Raw genomic sequence first — 15,481 nt, 5'->3', positions numbered from 1 at the left:
GACAGTCTCTCAACAGGGAGACTGTCTTTTTTGCATTTTCGCCATACGCGAGAGCAACGAAGAACGCACGAGGAGACGACGGCATAAAGCGGGTAGACAAGTCATAAGATGGAACAAAGGCTTGGCCTGCGGAGGGATGGACATGTTTGGTGGAGCAAATCGTGTAAAAGAAAGACGGCGGGAGCGACTGGAGCGACTGGAGCGAATCCGTACACAATCACGAGACAGTTTCTCTCCTTACGTGGATGATTGGAAAGATCCCATTGATGTGCAGTCTGATCCATACGATTTTCCCCTTAGGGAAAATGATGAGGAAAACAAGCCGCCTTCTCACGAAAAATGGGGGCTGCAAGTGTTTGCTTCCATTCTTTTGCTGGGAACGGCCTATTTATTGTTCCAGACGTCCTTGATTCCTGCCAACTGGAAAGACTCTGCGCGCGAGGTCATGACCCGGGATTTCAATTTCACTGGCGTAGCGGATTGGTACGAGGCGCGTTTTGGACCGATCCCCACCTTGTTGCCTGCGATGCAGGGACCGAGTGCGGTTCCTGCAACCAGCACAGCCAAAGATGTCGCTGTCTGGCGGCTGCCGGCAAGCTGGAAAATCGTGAAGCCGTTTGAACTGCAAAACGCCAAGGTCGTATTGGATACGGGCTTAGGGGAGCAAGTGAAGATCGGGGAGGCCGGGTGGGTTACGTACGTCGGAGAGCAGTCTGGCTTTGGCACGACTGTGATCGTCCGGCTGACAAAAGGCCGGGAAGTGTGGCTCGGCAATCTGGACAGCGTCGGGGTGACAAAAGACGAGGTGCTATCACCCGGTCAAGTGATCGGCACAGCGCGGGTGGTGAACGGAAAAGAGCGTCACCTGTACTTTGCGGCCAGGGCAGAGGAAGAGTTCGTCGATCCGCTGGAAGTGATCCCGTTTGAATAGAGGGGGATGGCTGGACATACGCTTTCGCATTCACCTGCTCTTCTGGGCGGTAATCGGTGTGTCTGTGCTGACAGGCCACTTTTTGGAAGTAATTACGCTGTTCGTGATCGTGCTCATACACGAATTGGGACATGTGGCAATGGCTCGGGAGTTGGGGTGGAGAGTGCATGAAGTCCAGCTGCTCCCTTTTGGCGGAGTGGCGACAGTAGAAAACAGCTATGCGACAGACCCGATGGATGAGATTGTCGTAGCGTTGGCCGGGCCGTTCATGAATGTAGTGATGATGGCGGCATCGTACCTGTTTTGGTATACAGGTGTCTGGACGGAGGACTGGTCCCGGTTTTTTCTCGTCAGCAACGCCACGATTGCTTTGTTCAATCTGCTGCCGATTTGGCCGCTGGATGGCGGGAGGATCGTGCTCGGGGTGCTGTGCTGTTTTTTGTCTTATCGGCAGGCAGCGATCGTCTCCATGACGGGCAGCACCCTTTTGGCTGGCATCCTGGTCGGGGTGTCCGGCTTTGATCTGAAGCTCAACCTGATCATCATCGGGCTGTATTTGCTGGCGATGAACATTCAGGCATTCGTCCGCTTTCCGTACCAGTTTTTTCGCTTTCTGGTGGAAAAGTACGGGCGCAGGCAAGAGGAAACAAACGTACAGGCTATCCGCGTCCGTCCAGAGGAGACGGTGTTGGCTGTATCCCACAAGCTGCGGCGTGGCCGCTCTCACCTTTTTTACGTACAGGGGGCGGGGCTGTTGGCAGAGGAGCAGCTGCTGCACGCCTTGTTATTCGAACAGAAACACGATGCTGCGGTCGGCAAGCTCCTCTAGTTTTCAGCGGGAGATGGGCGCCACTCCATCAGCAGGCAATCGCGCAAGCTTCCTTCGTGCCACTCGTGCCGGGGAAGCTTTTTCTTTTGGCGAAAACCGCATTTTTCATAGCAGCGGATCGCCCGTTTGTTCCATTCTTGCGGGTCCATGACAATGACCGCTGCTCCCAACTGATGAACATAGCGGATTACAGCCTGTACCAAGTCAGCGCCTATCCCGCGATTCCAGTAGGCCGGCTCGCCGATAAACTGATCCATGCCGTAGACGATCGTGTCTTTGGCGTAACCGTACTCTTCCTTGGTCGCAGGATCGAGCGGATAAAACTGGAGGTAGCCGACAGGGACCGCTTCATGGCAGACGAGACAGCGCGTCACGCCTTCATCATCGTCTGTGGAATAAAAATGCTCCTGGACAAGTGCGGCGTCATGGGGGCGGTCACGGCCTTCGTAAAAAGCGAGAACCTGCTCGTCCGAGAGCCATTTGAGCAAATGGACGGCATCGTCGGGCACAAGCTGTCTGATGGATTGCTCCGCTGCGATGACTTTTCTTTTACGGCAGGCTATGATAGATTACTTCCTGTATGTCCGGCAATCCTGCCTGGGTGCCGGAAAAAGGACGGAAGTGCGGAGAGTGAGCGTAATGAGACAATTGGCTATCAGCGGCAGAAGCGGCGTGCAGATCGCGTATTTGGCAGACGGACAGCTGATCGAATGGCGGACGCAGGAGACGGGCGGGCTTGTCAGCGCCGGGGAGATTTACTACGGGCGGATCGCGGGCGTAAAACCGGGCATCCAGTCTGCCTTTGTCGACATCGGCTGTGGACAAAACGCGTATTTGTACGTAGATGATACGCTGAACAAAGGAACGGCGGGAAAAGGGAAGCCGAACATTTCCGAGCGGGTGCAAGTTGGTCAAGCGGTTATTTGCCAGGTGACAAAAGAAGCCTCTGAATGGAAGGCTCCAAAAATCTCGTTGAAAGTCAGTCTCCAGGGACGTTACCTCGTGTATCTGCCACAAGAAGCGGGGATATCTATATCGCGAAAAATCAGCCAGCCGGAAGAACGGGCACGACTGGAAGAAACCATCGCGCCGCTGCTCGTTGAAGGGGAAGGCGTCATTGTGCGGACGGAAGCGGCTGGCGTGGACGGACAGCAGCTGGCAAACGAACTGGCCTATTTGCGCAAGCGCTGGGAAGGCGTCTGCCAGCAAGCGGAGGCGAAAAAGACGCCGGGTCGGGTCGGTCACGATCTCGATGGAATCGAAGCGATATTGCGCGAAGCTTTGGCGGAAGGGCTTGATGAGGTGATCGTGGAGGATGCTGCCACGTATCGGCAAATCAAAGACATGCTGACGGTCTTTTCTGCCGACGCGGAAAGTCTGCTGCGCAAGCATACAGGCAAAGAGCCGCTGTTTGACGCGCTGCGCTTGGAGGCCAAGCTGGAACAGGCGCTCAGGCGTCAGGTGCCGCTGGCAAACGGCGGACATCTGGTGTTTGACAAGACAGAAGCCATGACCGTGATCGATGTCAATACCGGCTCTTTTACCGGAGCGGGCGGCCAGCAAAGGGAGCAGGCAGTCACGGCAACCAACGTGGAGGCGGCCAAAGAAATAGCCAGACAGCTCAGATTGCGCGACATTGGCGGGATCGTCGTCATCGATTTTATCGATATGAAAGAGTCTGCCAACAAAGAACGCGTGCTGTCGACGCTGAAAAGAGAGCTTGCCCGCGATGCGACATCTTCTACAGTCCATGGCATGACAGCGCTTGGACTGGTCGAATTGACGCGCAAGCGGGTGAGAGCGAGTCTCTCTGAGCGGCTGATGGAAACGTGCGCGGTGTGTGATGGGCGCGGGCGAATTTTGCGCGGGGATGAGAGCATCCGGCGGTTGCAAAACGAACTTGCAGGATTGGCCCGTTCGCAGCAAGTGGAGGCAGCTGTGGTGGAGCTTTCCGGCAGATTGTTCCAACTCGTTGAGCAGTTGGAGACGACAGGGGATGAAAAAAGCTGGCCGCTACGCGTCTTCAAGCGTGAGGAGCCGCGGCTCGCTCCAGACGAGTACCGGATTGCATATGCGGGAAATACGGCAGAAGCAAAGCGTCTGTACGAAAAACAATGGAAAATAACTTGACTGGGCAATTGCAGCTATGATAACCTAATGGTTGTCATGCAGCTATGCCCCGTGCATACTGTAACCGCACGAATCGGGTACATAAGTCGCCGCCAGACGGCGCACCTGTAGAGGCGAGTCTGAGTATAGGAGGTGCACACAGTGTACGCAATTATCGAAACCGGTGGAAAGCAATACAAAGTTGAAGAGGGTTCCGTTCTCTTCATCGAGAAATTGGCTGGCAACGAAGGAGAATCTGTTACTTTTGACAAAGTTCTCTTCGTAAGCAAAGACGGCAAAGTTACTGCAGGAGCTCCTACAGTAGCTGGTGCAACGGTAACTGGTAAAGTAGAAAAACACGGTAAAGCTGCAAAAATTATCGTGTACAAATACAAAGCCAAGAAAAACTACCGTCGCAAACAAGGTCACCGTCAACCGTTCACCAAAGTTGTGATCGAAAAGATCAACGCTTAATTTTGGTGACCTGATATGATTGAAGTGATCGTGAGCCGTGCGCAGCACGGTATCCATGAAATTTGTATTTCCGGACATGCCAATGCGGGTGCCTATGGGGCGGACATCGTTTGTTCTGCCGTGTCAGGCATCAGCTTTGGTATATTAAACAGCGTGCAGCCGTTGACAGGACTGACACCGCAAGTATCAGTCGCCCAAGAAGGTGGCGGCTTTCTAAAATGGACGCTGGCTTCGCAAGAAGCGGCGGACATACTAGAAAAGCAGCAGCTTTTGGCTGAGAGCATGGTGATCGCTCTGTTATCGGTAGAAGCGCAGTACGGGAAATACGTAAAAGTGAATGACCATAAATGGCAGGGAGGTGTCTGATATGAACATGCTGTTTAATTTGGACCTTCAGTTTTTCGCATCGAAAAAAGGGGTAGGTTCCACTAAAAACGGACGCGATTCCATTTCCAAACGTCTGGGCGTGAAACGTGGTGACGGTCAATTCGTTACTGCCGGAAACATCCTCGTTCGCCAACGCGGAACGAAGATCTACCCAGGTACGAACGTAATGAAAGGCGGAGACGACACTCTGTTTGCAACTGCAGATGGTGTTGTTCGTTTCAAGCGTCTGGGCCGCGATCGCAAACAAGTTGTGATCGAGCCAGTTGCTTCCGAAGCGTAAATATTTTTCCAAAAGAAAACCCAGCATCGGTGCTGGGTTTTCTTTTTGGTTTCGGGTAGGCGGATTTTGGGAATAAGACTTGTGTCAAAATAGTTGGGCGCAGCCAAGTTTTCTCATTGTCTGGCCCCCTTTTATGGTACAATAGTTAAGAAAGAAATTCTTATCGACTTGGGTGAATGTGATGGGGGACGAGCGGAGACTGCTTACGCATCAGACAGACCAGCTGTTGGCCGTACTGAACCGGCAGCGGCATGACTGGTTGAACCACGTTCAGGTTCTGCTCGGCTATTTGCATATGAACCGTACTGAGCAGGGAGAGGCGCATTTGAAGCGCATCGCGCAGATGGCGATGCAGGAATCGATGGTCGCCCGTTTGAACAACTCCCTGTTGTCCGTCTTCTTCTTGACATTCAATGCGCTGAACAAGGAAATGCTTTTGGAAGTAGACGTGTGCAATGACGTGGATCTCACGCGAATAGCATTAGGCGAGCAGCACTTGTTTCAGTTGGTGTCAGAGATATTATGCACAGTGAACGATCATGTAGACCAAAGCGGCTACGAACCAGCCAGTATGCAAGTAAGCTTGCAGGCGGATCAACGAGGCGTTCATTTTCGTTTTGACCTGGCCGGAGAGCTGAATGCATCCGGAATGGAAAAATTGGAAAAGCTGATACGGAATAGCGAGCAAAGTACGGTGGAGGTCACCGAGTGGATACATACGGAAGACGAATGGGTCCTGGATTTGCTGGTTCCATTCGCGCAATGAAAGAGGTGGCACCATGTTTGTCGATCAGGTAAAAGTTTATGTCAAAGGTGGAGACGGCGGTAACGGAGCCGTTTCTTTCCGCAGAGAGAAGTACGTGCCACTGGGCGGGCCAGCAGGTGGCGATGGTGGAAAAGGCGGAGATGTCATATTCGAGGTGGACGAAGGACTGCGCACGCTCGTAGACTTCCGCTACCAAAGACACTTCAAGGCGACACGCGGCGAGCACGGCCGCAACAAGTCGCAGCACGGAGCAGGTGCGGAGGATATGGTTGTTCGCGTACCGCCGGGAACGACTGTGATCGATGACGATACAAAAGAAGTCATCGCCGATCTGATCGAGCATGGTCAGCGTGCTGTGATCGCCAAAGGCGGACGCGGTGGACGGGGTAATATCCGTTTTGCCAATTCGTCGAATCCGGCGCCGCATATTTCCGAGAACGGCGAGCCTGGCCAAGAGCGCTACATCGTCATGGAGCTGAAGCTGATTGCCGACGTCGGTCTGGTTGGTTATCCGAGCGTAGGGAAGTCTACGCTGCTCTCCAGTGTGACCGCAGCGAAGCCAAAAATTGCTGCCTATCACTTTACTACATTGACTCCGAATCTCGGTGTCGTGGATTTGGGCGAACAGAGCTTCGTCATGGCTGACTTGCCAGGGCTGATTGAGGGAGCGCACGAAGGTGTGGGGCTTGGTCATCAATTCCTGCGCCACGTAGAGCGCACTCGTCTGATTGTCCATGTCATTGACATGGCGGGAGTGGATGGACGCGATCCGTACGAAGACTATTTGCAGATCAACCGCGAGCTGAAGCTGTACAACCTGAAGCTCGAAGATCGTCCGCAAATCGTTGCTGCCAACAAGATGGACGTGCCGGAAGCGGCCGAAAATTTGCAGCGCTTCAAAGAAAAAGTGCCAGGTGTTCAAGTTTTCGAAATCTCGGCAGCGACCCAGCAAGGTGTCAAGGAACTGATGTACGCAGTAGGCGAGACATTGTCCACAATTCCGGACAAGCCGACAGTCGAAGAAGTACAAGAAGTGGAAGAGCGCGTGATGTTCCGTGCGGAGAAAGAGCCGGAGCCGTTTGAAATCACTCGCGACAACGAAGTATTCGTGATCAGCGGTGAAAAAATCGAGAAATTGGTGCGCATGACGAACCTCAACAGCTATGACGCAGCTCAGCGCTTCGCGAGACAGATGCGCAGCATGGGTGTGGACGAGGCATTGCGCAAACACGGTGCAAGAGACGGGGATACCGTTCGGATTGGCAAATTAGAGTTTGACTTTGTGGAGTGACAAACAGAATGATTGATATCCCATCCCTCACCCCTTTTATGGCGGACAAACGCCTCCAACGCGGTGCTTCATTGCCGATGATGATCTCTAGACAGGTCAAATCGCCCATTCAAGTAATGGTTGAGCATGTCAAAAGTAGTTATCTCGTCGTTTCTCTTGAGATGAAGGCCGATGCAAAGGCCGAACTGCTCGGATCAACGGTGCGTGTTCGGTGGGAATCGGATGCGGCGATTAACACGATTGATCTGGAAGTGATTTCGGAAGAAACGATATGGCCTATCAAGCTGTTGGCGATGGTTCCGGTCAGCGTCGGCGTCGAGATTGCCACAAGCCGCAAGCAGGAACCCATTCCGCCCGGGATTGACATTCGCGTCCCGTACAAGGTGATGGGCGCAAGACCGATCGAGGAAAAAGGGGAGGCTGTGCTGCTGAAATTTTCCCCTACACGACTGATACTCGCAACAGAAGGTTATGTGGCAAAAGGGGAGTTTCTCCACCTTTCTTTCACGGTTCCTTCGACTGGGCAAGAAATCGTCATGATGGCAAAAATCGTGGAAAAGACCTTCGAAGACAAGCAGACAGTAATCGAGTTAATTTTTACGGATATCAATGAAAAACATCACCAAGTCATCAAAGATTACTATAAAAAGCTCTCAAAAACGATTTCCTAAGATGTGGAATCCTTGGAAAGAGTAATAAATAATTGAATAAAGCAGTTCAAGGTTTGAGCACGGGAGTAAACCGTTCTCAAACCTTTTAATTTTTAGGAGAAGGCGGGAAATTCTAGCGATTACTGGGGGATATGGCAGCTGAATTTGATGCTGAAAGTATTGTGGTTACTCCAACATAACATCATGGTGTGTTGACATAAGAAGGAAGTGAGCAAAAATAACATCAAAGATGATCGGGTTACAAAATGCGGTAATTAAATCTTTGCCTTCCTTTGTAATCTTTCTAGATATTTTTGTCATCACTTTAGCGAGAAATCATTATCCATCCTTAAAGCAGTAAATATGATTTGTAATATTCACATCATAAAAACTGCATGTCAATTATCGGAACTCAAATAATTGAACATGCAGTCTTAATGAAGGAATACACTTGCCTAAATTGGAGTTGAACAAATATCGATACTTTAAAAAATTCAGTTGTTTTCAATTGAAAATTCTTCTAAAGATTTTATGTTTGGCTCAGGTATCACTTTTCCTTTTTTGTTTCTTTATCTTGGAAAGCCCAATCATTATCTTCTTTAACGAAGACAAATTTATGATTGTCTCCATTTGATTGAGATTTGAAAAGTACGATAATGATTTTCGATTCCTCACCTATAAATAAGCCGGGATAAATGTCCCCATTCTCAATTTCGTTTCCTTCAAAAATGGTCTTATAAATTTTAGAACGTAATGACTGGAGCTCTTTATTACTAAAGCCATCAATTTTCTCAACTTCTCCGAGGTCGTAATATTTCAAATTCTCACTTTCTAAGTTAAATGTTTCAAGTGCATCATCAAATGCAATCTTTATCTTTTCGTTAATTGAGTTATCTACGTATTGCATCCATTTATTTCTATCATTATCGGTAATCATAAGTTTTTCCGACCCAAGTTTAGCTTTGGACTTGTTAGCCGTAAAGGAGACATACTCTTCAGTACTATCCTTTTTGGTATCAATAGTAGGACCGTTATCTTGGTAGATCTCAGCATATGTATCTACACGCCATTTACCGGATTTTTTTTGTGTATTTTTTAAAGTGACAGAAGGCATTCCATTAGATGTATCATAATCATCATCACTTGCAACAACACTTCCATTATACTTTAAAGTACCCTTAACATAGACACCAGTGCCTGACTTAGGGGATCCATCAGTAAATGCTCGGGCATCACCTCTAACAACATAAGAAGTGCTATTAGGGGTATAACTCATAGAGGCGCTAGCAGTAAGGTTTTTCCATGCTGCTGATGCTGATAAGGCACTCGCAAAAATGCAAGTAACTACAAATAAAGAGATAGTTATTTTCTTTTTCATACTTTAAATTCCTCCACATGAAATATTTTACATTTACAACTACAAATTACTATTGTGACTAAAATTTTTCAAGTGAAAAAAATGTGAATATTATTTTTACCTTACTTTATAATTTGTTAAATTCAAGTTGCCCCCTTTTAGATCTCAAAGTTTTTTCCTTTGCTGTTCCCGCGAAGAAGGTATATAGTAGAGTACATAGAGTTCTAAATCGAGCCTGTTCACCTGATGGATTTGTTCTGTGCTTTTTCCTGAATATCACTTTGTGAAATCATGCACTTTTGATTATTCCACGTAGCTGTATCATTCGCTTTGTGAAAAATATTACAAGCACACGTGCTTTTCGGTATTTTGGGAGAATAGCGGCCGTAACTCGTATGAACAGGCATCGAGAATGAAGGCCTCTATTCCAAAGCAAAGGAGGACGTTTTTCCATGTCTCAAACAACCACGCAACAAGCTCAAGCAGAAGTAGCAAGCACAGCTACTCTGGCACCTGAGCAACAAATGGATGTACTCGATCAGTTGATGAAACCAGAAATTCAAGAATCCCTGAATGTATTGGTGGCAAACTTGCCAAAACTGGCCGAGATGACAACTATCCTCACCAAAACGTACGACCTGGTAAACACCGTAGCTAACGATCATGTACTCATCGACGACATCAAGGGCGGTATGGAAGAGTTCGTCAAACCGATTTCCGACAAGGCAAAAGGCATCGCGCAAGCGGCTATTGAAGCAAACGACCGCGCGCACACTGAGGAAACGACCGTTGGCTTGTTTGGCATGCTCAAAATGCTGAAAGATCCGCAAGTGCAAAAAACATTGCGTTTTGCACAAGCATTCCTCGAAGTTTTGGCTGAGCGCCAACAACAAAAACGCTAATTACGATAACCTACGAGAGACAAGGACGGAGGATTAGGCATGGCGAAGCATATTCTCATTCTGGGCGGCGGCTACGGCGGTTTGCTGTCCGCTTTGACTGCACGCAAATACATGACGGCGGAAGAGGCGACGATCACGGTTGTGAACCGTTTCCCTACGCACCAAATCATCACGGAGCTGCACCGTTTGGCAGTAGGCAACCTGTCTGAACAAAACGTGGCACTGCCATTGGAAAGACTGCTGCGTGGAAAAGACATCAACCTGGTGATCGACACTGTTGAAAAAATCGGTCTGGAATCGCAACGCGTCACTTTGACGAGCGGCGAGAGCATCAAATACGATGCACTCGTAGTTGCTCTGGGCAGCGAAACCGCATTCTTCGGTATCCCTGGCTTGCAAGAGTACAGCTTTACGCTGAAATCCGTAGAGGAAGCAAACCGTCTGCGCGCGCACCTCGAAGAGCGCGTAGTGGAATACAGCAAGAGCAAAAACAAAGCCGATGCGACTTTCGTGGTTGGCGGCGGCGGTCTGACCGGCATCGAGCTGGTTGGCGAATTTGCTGACATGCTGCCTGATCTTTGCCGCAAGTACGGCGTAGATTTTGCAGACCTGTCCATCTATTGCGTAGAGGCAGGACCATCGATCCTCGCGGGCTTTGCTCCTGACCTGGTAGAGCGTGCAAAAACTAGCCTGGAAAAACGTGGCGTTCAGTTCCTGACTGGCGTTCCTGTAACCGAAATGAAAGAAACAACCGTTTGCCTGAAAGACGGCAACACCATCGAAACCAAAACAATGGTTTGGACTGGTGGCGTTCAAGGAAATCGCGTAGTGGCTGAGTGCGGCATCGAAGTAAACCGCGGTCGCGCAACTGTGACTGAGTTCCTGCAGTCCACTTCTCATCCGGAAGTATTCCTCGCGGGAGACAGTGCAGTGGTTATGGGGCCAGAAGGCCGTCCATACCCGCCAACTGCTCAATTGGCATGGCAAATGGGTGAAGTGGTTGGCTACAACTTGTTCGCTCACTTCAACGGCTCCAAAATGGACACGTTCAAGCCAGTCTTTTCCGGTACTCTCGGAAGCTTGGGCCGCAAAGATGCCATCGGAACCATCGGTGCAAGCCAGTTGAAGCTGAAAGGCTTGCCAGCTACGCTGATGAAGGAAGCGAGCAACGTGCGCTACCTGACTCACATCAACGGCTTGTCTTCGCTCGCGTACTAAACCAAAAACAACCATACGAACAAGCGTCAAACCCCGGGATACACAAATCCCGGGGTTTTTTTCTTTACAAAACAGCTCGCTCGCTTTTAGCAAGGGAAATGCGCCTGCTTGCGCCTGACCATACGCCTGTGGCCGTTTGCTGAAAAAGCTTGGCCGTTGACGGCTATTTATTGCCGCTCGGGTCCTCGATGATGTTAGGCGATTGCGCCATTTTTTTGCCCCGAAGATCAGAACCGAACTGCTCCAGGCTGCTCGGTTTTCCAGCCGGATGATTGTTGCGGCGCTCCGATTTGTCTGACTTTCCGCGTCCTGCCATTCGTGCTTCACCTCCTCTTTTTCTTGCCGCTTTTAGTGTGTACGAAGATCGACATAGCCATGTAACCCAGGTGAACCGAATATGGTTCCATGAAAAAAGTTGGCGATGAAGGATTGTCACAGCGAGTACTATCCGTTATAATGTCCTCTATGAAGAAACAACTGTTTTTCTCAGGAGGACACAACGCGTGAAACGGGAAGAGAAGTTCTACTTGATACGATCTGACATCTTACCAGAATCAATCGTCAAGACGATCGAAGCGAAAAAGATGCTGGAATCCGGCGAAGTGGACACCGTGAATGAGGCAGTAGATCGAGTGGGACTGAGCCGGAGTGCATTTTACAAATACAAGGACGGGATATTTCCCTTCAATGCCATGATGAGCGAAAAGATCATGACGATCACGTTTTCGCTGGAGCACATGTCCGGTTATTTGTCGAAGGTGCTCACGTATGTTGCAGAACAAGGCGGGAACGTCCTGACGATCAATCAGACGATTCCGCTGCAAGGGATTGCCAATATTTCCATGTCTGTCGATATGGCCAATCTGCGCGTATCCAGCACGGAATTTCTGGAAAGCTTGCAAGAAATCCCCGGCGTTCGCAAAGCGATGATCGTCGGTAGAGGGTAAAAGAAGGGTAGGAGGAGAGAAACAATGGAGAAGCAAAGCATCAAGCTGGGGTTAATGGGGTTTGGAACAGTCGGGACTGGGGTTGTCCGCATCATTTCTGCTCATCAGGACGATTTGCAAAAGCAGACCGGACTGGGGATTGAGATCACGAAGATTCTCGTGCAGGATGCCGAGAAGTCGCGCAATATCGCAGCCATGGAAAATTTGCTGACGACAGAGCCTGCCGAGCTTCTGGATGATCCGGACATCGAGGTAATCGTCGAGGTGATTGGCGGCATCCACCCGGCCAAAGAATACATCCTCCAGGCGCTGGAGCGCGGCAAGCACGTAGTCACTGCCAACAAAGATTTGATGGCCTTGCATGGGGCTGAAATCTTGAACAAGGCGCAAGAAAAAGGCTGTGACGTGTTTTATGAAGCGAGCGTAGCGGGCGGGATTCCGATTTTGCGCGCTTTGGTGGAAGGCTTTTCCTCCGATCGCATTACGAAAATGATGGGGATCGTCAACGGGACGACCAACTATATTTTGACCAAAATGAGCCAAGAGGGCGCAGACTACAGCGACGTCCTCAAAGAAGCGCAAGCGCTGGGCTACGCGGAAGCGAATCCTACCTCCGATGTCGAAGGTTTTGACGCAGCCCGCAAGATGGCGATTCTCGCCACACTCGGTTTCCGCGTGCCGATGAAGCTGGAAGATGTGGATGTCAAAGGAATCAGTGCGGTAAGCAAGCAAGACATCGCATACGGCAAGCAGTTGGGTTATGAAATCAAGCTGTTGGGTCTGGCCCGCCGCGACGAGGAAGCGATCGAGGTAAGCGTACAGCCGACGATGGTGCCGAAATCGCATCCGCTTGCTTCTGTCAACGGCGTGTTCAATGCGGTGTACGTACACGGGGAAGCCGTAGGCGAGACGATGTTTTACGGCCCGGGCGCAGGCGAGCTTCCGACCGCAACCGCAGTCGTGTCCGATCTGGTCACGGTTGTGAAAAACAGAAAGCTGGGCGTAAACGGACGCGGGATGGTTGCGCCGTACAAGGAAAAAGTGCTTAAAGACGACAGCCAAAAGCTGTCCAAATATTTCCTGCGAATCGTGGTGGCGGACAAACGCGGCGTTTTGGCAAAGATTACCCAGTTGCTGGCGGACAAAAACATTTCGCTGGAGCAAGTCATTCAGCAGCCGTACAACAATGGCGGCGAAGCGGAGATCATCATGGTGACGCACCAATCGTCCAAGAGCGATATGGATGGGGTCATCGCCTATATGGAACAAATGGACATCATCTCCAAAGTGGAGAGCTGCTACCGTGTAGAAGGGGGAGACAAGTAATGAGTTTTGATCGTCAATCTGGCATTATTGCGCGCTACCGGGAGTTTCTTCCGGTTACGGACAAGACACCGCTGGTCAGCCTGCACGAAGGAAACACTCCGCTGATCCATGCGGCGAACTTGTCCAAGAAGCTGGGAGTCGAGCTGTATGTAAAATATGAAGGACTGAATCCGACAGGCTCGTTCAAAGACAGAGGCATGGTTATGGCTGTTGCCAAAGCAGTGGAGGAAGGCAGCAAAACGATCATGTGCGCTTCCACCGGAAATACGTCTGCGGCAGCAGCGGCGTATGCAGCGCGTTCCGGTCTGCGCTGCATCGTCCTGATCCCGAGCGGCAACATCGCGCTGGGCAAGCTGGCGCAAGCGATCGCATACGGTGCCGAGGTCATCGCCATCGACGGCAACTTTGACGAAGCGCTGAATATCGTGCGCGACATTACGGCGAAAGAACCGATTACGCTGGTGAACTCCGTCAACCCTTACCGGATCGAGGGACAAAAGACAGCAGCGTTCGAAGTGTGCGACGCTTTGGCAGATGCACCGGACATTTTGGCGATTCCCGTAGGAAATGCCGGAAACATCACCGCCTACTGGAAAGGCTTCAAGGAGTATAAGGAAGCAGGCAAATCAAGCCGTTTGCCGCACATGTACGGCTTCCAAGCGGCGGGGGCCGCTCCGCTGGTGCTCGGACAGCCTGTACCCAATCCGGAAACAATCGCGACTGCGATCCGCATCGGAAACCCTGCGAGCAAGGACGGCGCTTTACATGCGATTTCTGAATCGAACGGTCTTGTTGACAGCGTGACAGACGATGAAATTTTGCAGGCATACCAGCTGCTGGCCAAAGAAGAGGGCGTTTTCTGCGAACCGGCTTCTGCTGCCTCCCTGGCCGGAATTATCAAGCTGCATCGAGCAAACAAACTGCCGCAAGGTGTCAAGGTTGCGTGCGTTTTGACAGGAAACGGCTTGAAAGATCCAAACATCGCCCTGAAGCTCGTTGGAGAAGAGCCACGCTCAGTGCCTGCGACACATGAAGCCGTCATGGAGCTGGTTCGCCAGAGCGGGAGAGAAGTCGTCTCATGAGCAGTCAGCGTGTAAAAGTAACGATTCCCGCAAGCACAGCCAATCTGGGGCCAGGCTTTGATGCTTTGGGAATGGCATTTCAATTGTATTCCGTAGTAGAAATGGAAATCAGTGACCGGACCACCGTCGAGCTGGTTGGCAAAGAGCTGGAAGGCACACCTGCGGACAAAAGCAACTTGTTGTATCAAGTAGCAGCGAGTCTGTTTCAGGAAGCAGGGCTTGCCGTGCCGGAGCTTGCCATACGCGCATCGAGTGAAGCTCCCCTGACCCGCGGGCTGGGGAGCAGTGCGGCTGCGATTGTCGGAGCATTGGTGGCGGCCAATCAACTCGCTGGCGAGCCATTTAGCCACGAGCAGCTTTTCGCCCGCGCCACAGCACTGGAAGGACATCCAGACAACGTCGGAGCCTCCCTGTTTGGCGGGATCATCGTGGCGACTATGCCAGAGACGATCGAAGAACCTGTTCCTTACGTTCGATTTTCCCCTCCCGCCGGATTGCAGACACTCGTCGTGATCCCGGATTTCATGCTGGAGACGACAAAAGCGCGGAACGTCCTGCCACAGGTGTACAGCAAAGAAGATGTTGTATATAATGTGGGACATAGCAGTTTGCTTGTTGCCGCTTTGGCACAAGGCAGACTAGACCTGATGGGACGGGCCATGTCGGATCGGCTGCATCAGCCGTACCGCGCTAAACTTGTACCTGGCTTGAACGAAATCCTGGACAAAGCGACTGAGCACGGTGCCGTAGGCGCTGCCTTGAGCGGCGCGGGACCAACCATCCTGTGCTTCTTTTCTTCCGCGGAAGAGGAGGGGCAACTGCGCGCATTCGTGGACAGAGTGATGAAAGGACACGGCATTGCCTACCGTGTAATGATTTTGCAGCCGGACGAAAATGGCGTACAAGTAGAAATCCATCAGAGATAGAGCATA

The 15,481-nt window shown here is 50.9% G+C and carries 18 protein-coding genes and 1 other annotated feature; of the genes, 15 read left to right on the top strand and 3 right to left on the bottom strand.

All coding sequences use genetic code 11. From position 1 onward, the window contains the following. Positions 1-142: 142 nt before the first annotated feature. Both IRJ17_RS23310 and IRJ17_RS23305 read left to right on the top strand, forming a co-directional pair. On the top strand, positions 143-931 hold the full coding sequence (locus tag IRJ17_RS23310) for a M23 family metallopeptidase (protein ID WP_242772021.1): 789 nt from the start codon (positions 143-145) through the stop codon (positions 929-931). Continuing rightward, a complete protein-coding gene (locus tag IRJ17_RS23305) occupies positions 924-1,760 on the top strand; it encodes a M50 family metallopeptidase (RefSeq protein WP_122964227.1) in 837 nt (278 codons plus the stop codon). Before IRJ17_RS23310 ends, IRJ17_RS23305 begins: the two co-directional genes overlap by 8 nt. On the opposite strand, the gene IRJ17_RS23300 is transcribed toward IRJ17_RS23305, so the two are convergent. After that, positions 1,757-2,248: a GNAT family N-acetyltransferase gene (locus IRJ17_RS23300; protein WP_217365240.1), complete on the bottom strand. Its 492-nt coding sequence runs from the start codon at positions 2,246-2,248 to the stop codon at positions 1,757-1,759. The two genes, IRJ17_RS23305 and IRJ17_RS23300, sit on opposite strands and share 4 nt — an antisense overlap. A gap of 151 nt (positions 2,249-2,399) precedes the next feature. On the opposite strand from IRJ17_RS23300, the gene IRJ17_RS23295 reads away from it, so the two are divergent. From IRJ17_RS23295 to IRJ17_RS23265, 7 genes are all read left to right on the top strand, one after another. Continuing rightward, a complete protein-coding gene (locus tag IRJ17_RS23295; protein WP_173597472.1) occupies positions 2,400-3,890 on the top strand; it encodes an Rne/Rng family ribonuclease in 1,491 nt (496 codons plus the stop codon). A 52-nt stretch (positions 3,891-3,942) separates the two neighbouring features. Then, positions 3,943-4,021: a sequence feature (ribosomal protein L21 leader region), on the top strand. Between the two features lie 10 nt (positions 4,022-4,031). Next, positions 4,032-4,343 carry a 50S ribosomal protein L21 gene (gene rplU / locus IRJ17_RS23290; protein WP_173597471.1) on the top strand — a complete coding sequence of 104 codons (312 nt, stop codon included), beginning with the start codon at positions 4,032-4,034 and terminating at the stop codon, positions 4,341-4,343. A gap of 15 nt (positions 4,344-4,358) precedes the next feature. Further along, positions 4,359-4,709 (top strand): ribosomal-processing cysteine protease Prp, encoded by a 351-nt coding sequence (locus IRJ17_RS23285; RefSeq protein ID WP_122964225.1) that lies wholly within the window; start codon positions 4,359-4,361, stop codon positions 4,707-4,709. A 7-nt stretch (positions 4,710-4,716) separates the two neighbouring features. Then, positions 4,717-5,010, top strand: a complete 294-nt coding sequence (gene rpmA, locus IRJ17_RS23280) for a 50S ribosomal protein L27 (protein WP_063230242.1) — start codon at positions 4,717-4,719, stop codon at positions 5,008-5,010. A gap of 181 nt (positions 5,011-5,191) precedes the next feature. Next, entirely contained in the window at positions 5,192-5,776 is a 585-nt protein-coding gene (locus IRJ17_RS23275) for a Spo0B C-terminal domain-containing protein (protein ID WP_122964224.1), read from the top strand. A 13-nt stretch (positions 5,777-5,789) separates the two neighbouring features. Continuing rightward, entirely contained in the window at positions 5,790-7,067 is a 1,278-nt protein-coding gene (obgE, locus tag IRJ17_RS23270; RefSeq protein WP_122964223.1) for a GTPase ObgE, read from the top strand. An 8-nt stretch (positions 7,068-7,075) separates the two neighbouring features. Continuing rightward, on the top strand, positions 7,076-7,738 hold the full coding sequence (locus tag IRJ17_RS23265; protein ID WP_242772018.1) for a PilZ domain-containing protein: 663 nt from the start codon (positions 7,076-7,078) through the stop codon (positions 7,736-7,738). Between the two features lie 526 nt (positions 7,739-8,264). Here IRJ17_RS23265 and IRJ17_RS23260 read toward each other — a convergent pair. Next, the gene (locus tag IRJ17_RS23260; protein WP_242772015.1) at positions 8,265-9,095 is read right to left on the bottom strand and encodes a hypothetical protein; all 831 of its coding nucleotides are present in this window, start codon (positions 9,093-9,095) and stop codon (positions 8,265-8,267) included. Between the two features lie 431 nt (positions 9,096-9,526). On the opposite strand from IRJ17_RS23260, the gene IRJ17_RS23255 reads away from it, so the two are divergent. Continuing rightward, positions 9,527-9,976, top strand: a complete 450-nt coding sequence (locus IRJ17_RS23255) for a DUF1641 domain-containing protein (RefSeq protein ID WP_122964221.1) — start codon at positions 9,527-9,529, stop codon at positions 9,974-9,976. 39 nt (positions 9,977-10,015) lie between these two features. Next, complete coding sequence (locus tag IRJ17_RS23250; protein WP_173597470.1) at positions 10,016-11,194, top strand: NAD(P)/FAD-dependent oxidoreductase; 1,179 nt, start codon at positions 10,016-10,018, stop codon at positions 11,192-11,194. A 163-nt stretch (positions 11,195-11,357) separates the two neighbouring features. Here the strand turns inward: IRJ17_RS23250 and IRJ17_RS23245 are convergent, their stop codons facing one another. Further along, positions 11,358-11,510 carry a hypothetical protein gene (locus tag IRJ17_RS23245; RefSeq protein WP_167470286.1) on the bottom strand — a complete coding sequence of 51 codons (153 nt, stop codon included), beginning with the start codon at positions 11,508-11,510 and terminating at the stop codon, positions 11,358-11,360. 187 nt (positions 11,511-11,697) lie between these two features. On the opposite strand from IRJ17_RS23245, the gene IRJ17_RS23240 reads away from it, so the two are divergent. From IRJ17_RS23240 to thrB, 4 genes are read left to right on the top strand one after another with little or no spacing between them, the layout of a single operon-like run. Then, positions 11,698-12,141, top strand: a complete 444-nt coding sequence (locus IRJ17_RS23240) for an ACT domain-containing protein (RefSeq protein WP_122964219.1) — start codon at positions 11,698-11,700, stop codon at positions 12,139-12,141. 24 nt (positions 12,142-12,165) lie between these two features. Next, positions 12,166-13,467, top strand: a complete 1,302-nt coding sequence (locus IRJ17_RS23235; RefSeq protein WP_122964218.1) for a homoserine dehydrogenase — start codon at positions 12,166-12,168, stop codon at positions 13,465-13,467. Then, positions 13,467-14,549: a threonine synthase gene (thrC, locus tag IRJ17_RS23230; protein ID WP_122964217.1), complete on the top strand. Its 1,083-nt coding sequence runs from the start codon at positions 13,467-13,469 to the stop codon at positions 14,547-14,549. Before IRJ17_RS23235 ends, thrC begins: the two co-directional genes overlap by 1 nt. Further along, positions 14,546-15,475, top strand: coding sequence for a homoserine kinase (gene thrB, locus IRJ17_RS23225; RefSeq protein WP_122964216.1), 930 nt, complete (start codon positions 14,546-14,548; stop codon positions 15,473-15,475). Before thrC ends, thrB begins: the two co-directional genes overlap by 4 nt. Positions 15,476-15,481: the final 6 nt, after the last annotated feature.

Source organism: Brevibacillus parabrevis (assembly GCF_022701015.1).
GTDB classification, from domain to species: Bacteria; Bacillota; Bacilli; order Brevibacillales; family Brevibacillaceae; genus Brevibacillus; species Brevibacillus parabrevis.
This window is presented reverse-complemented; position numbering and strand designations above follow the sequence as displayed.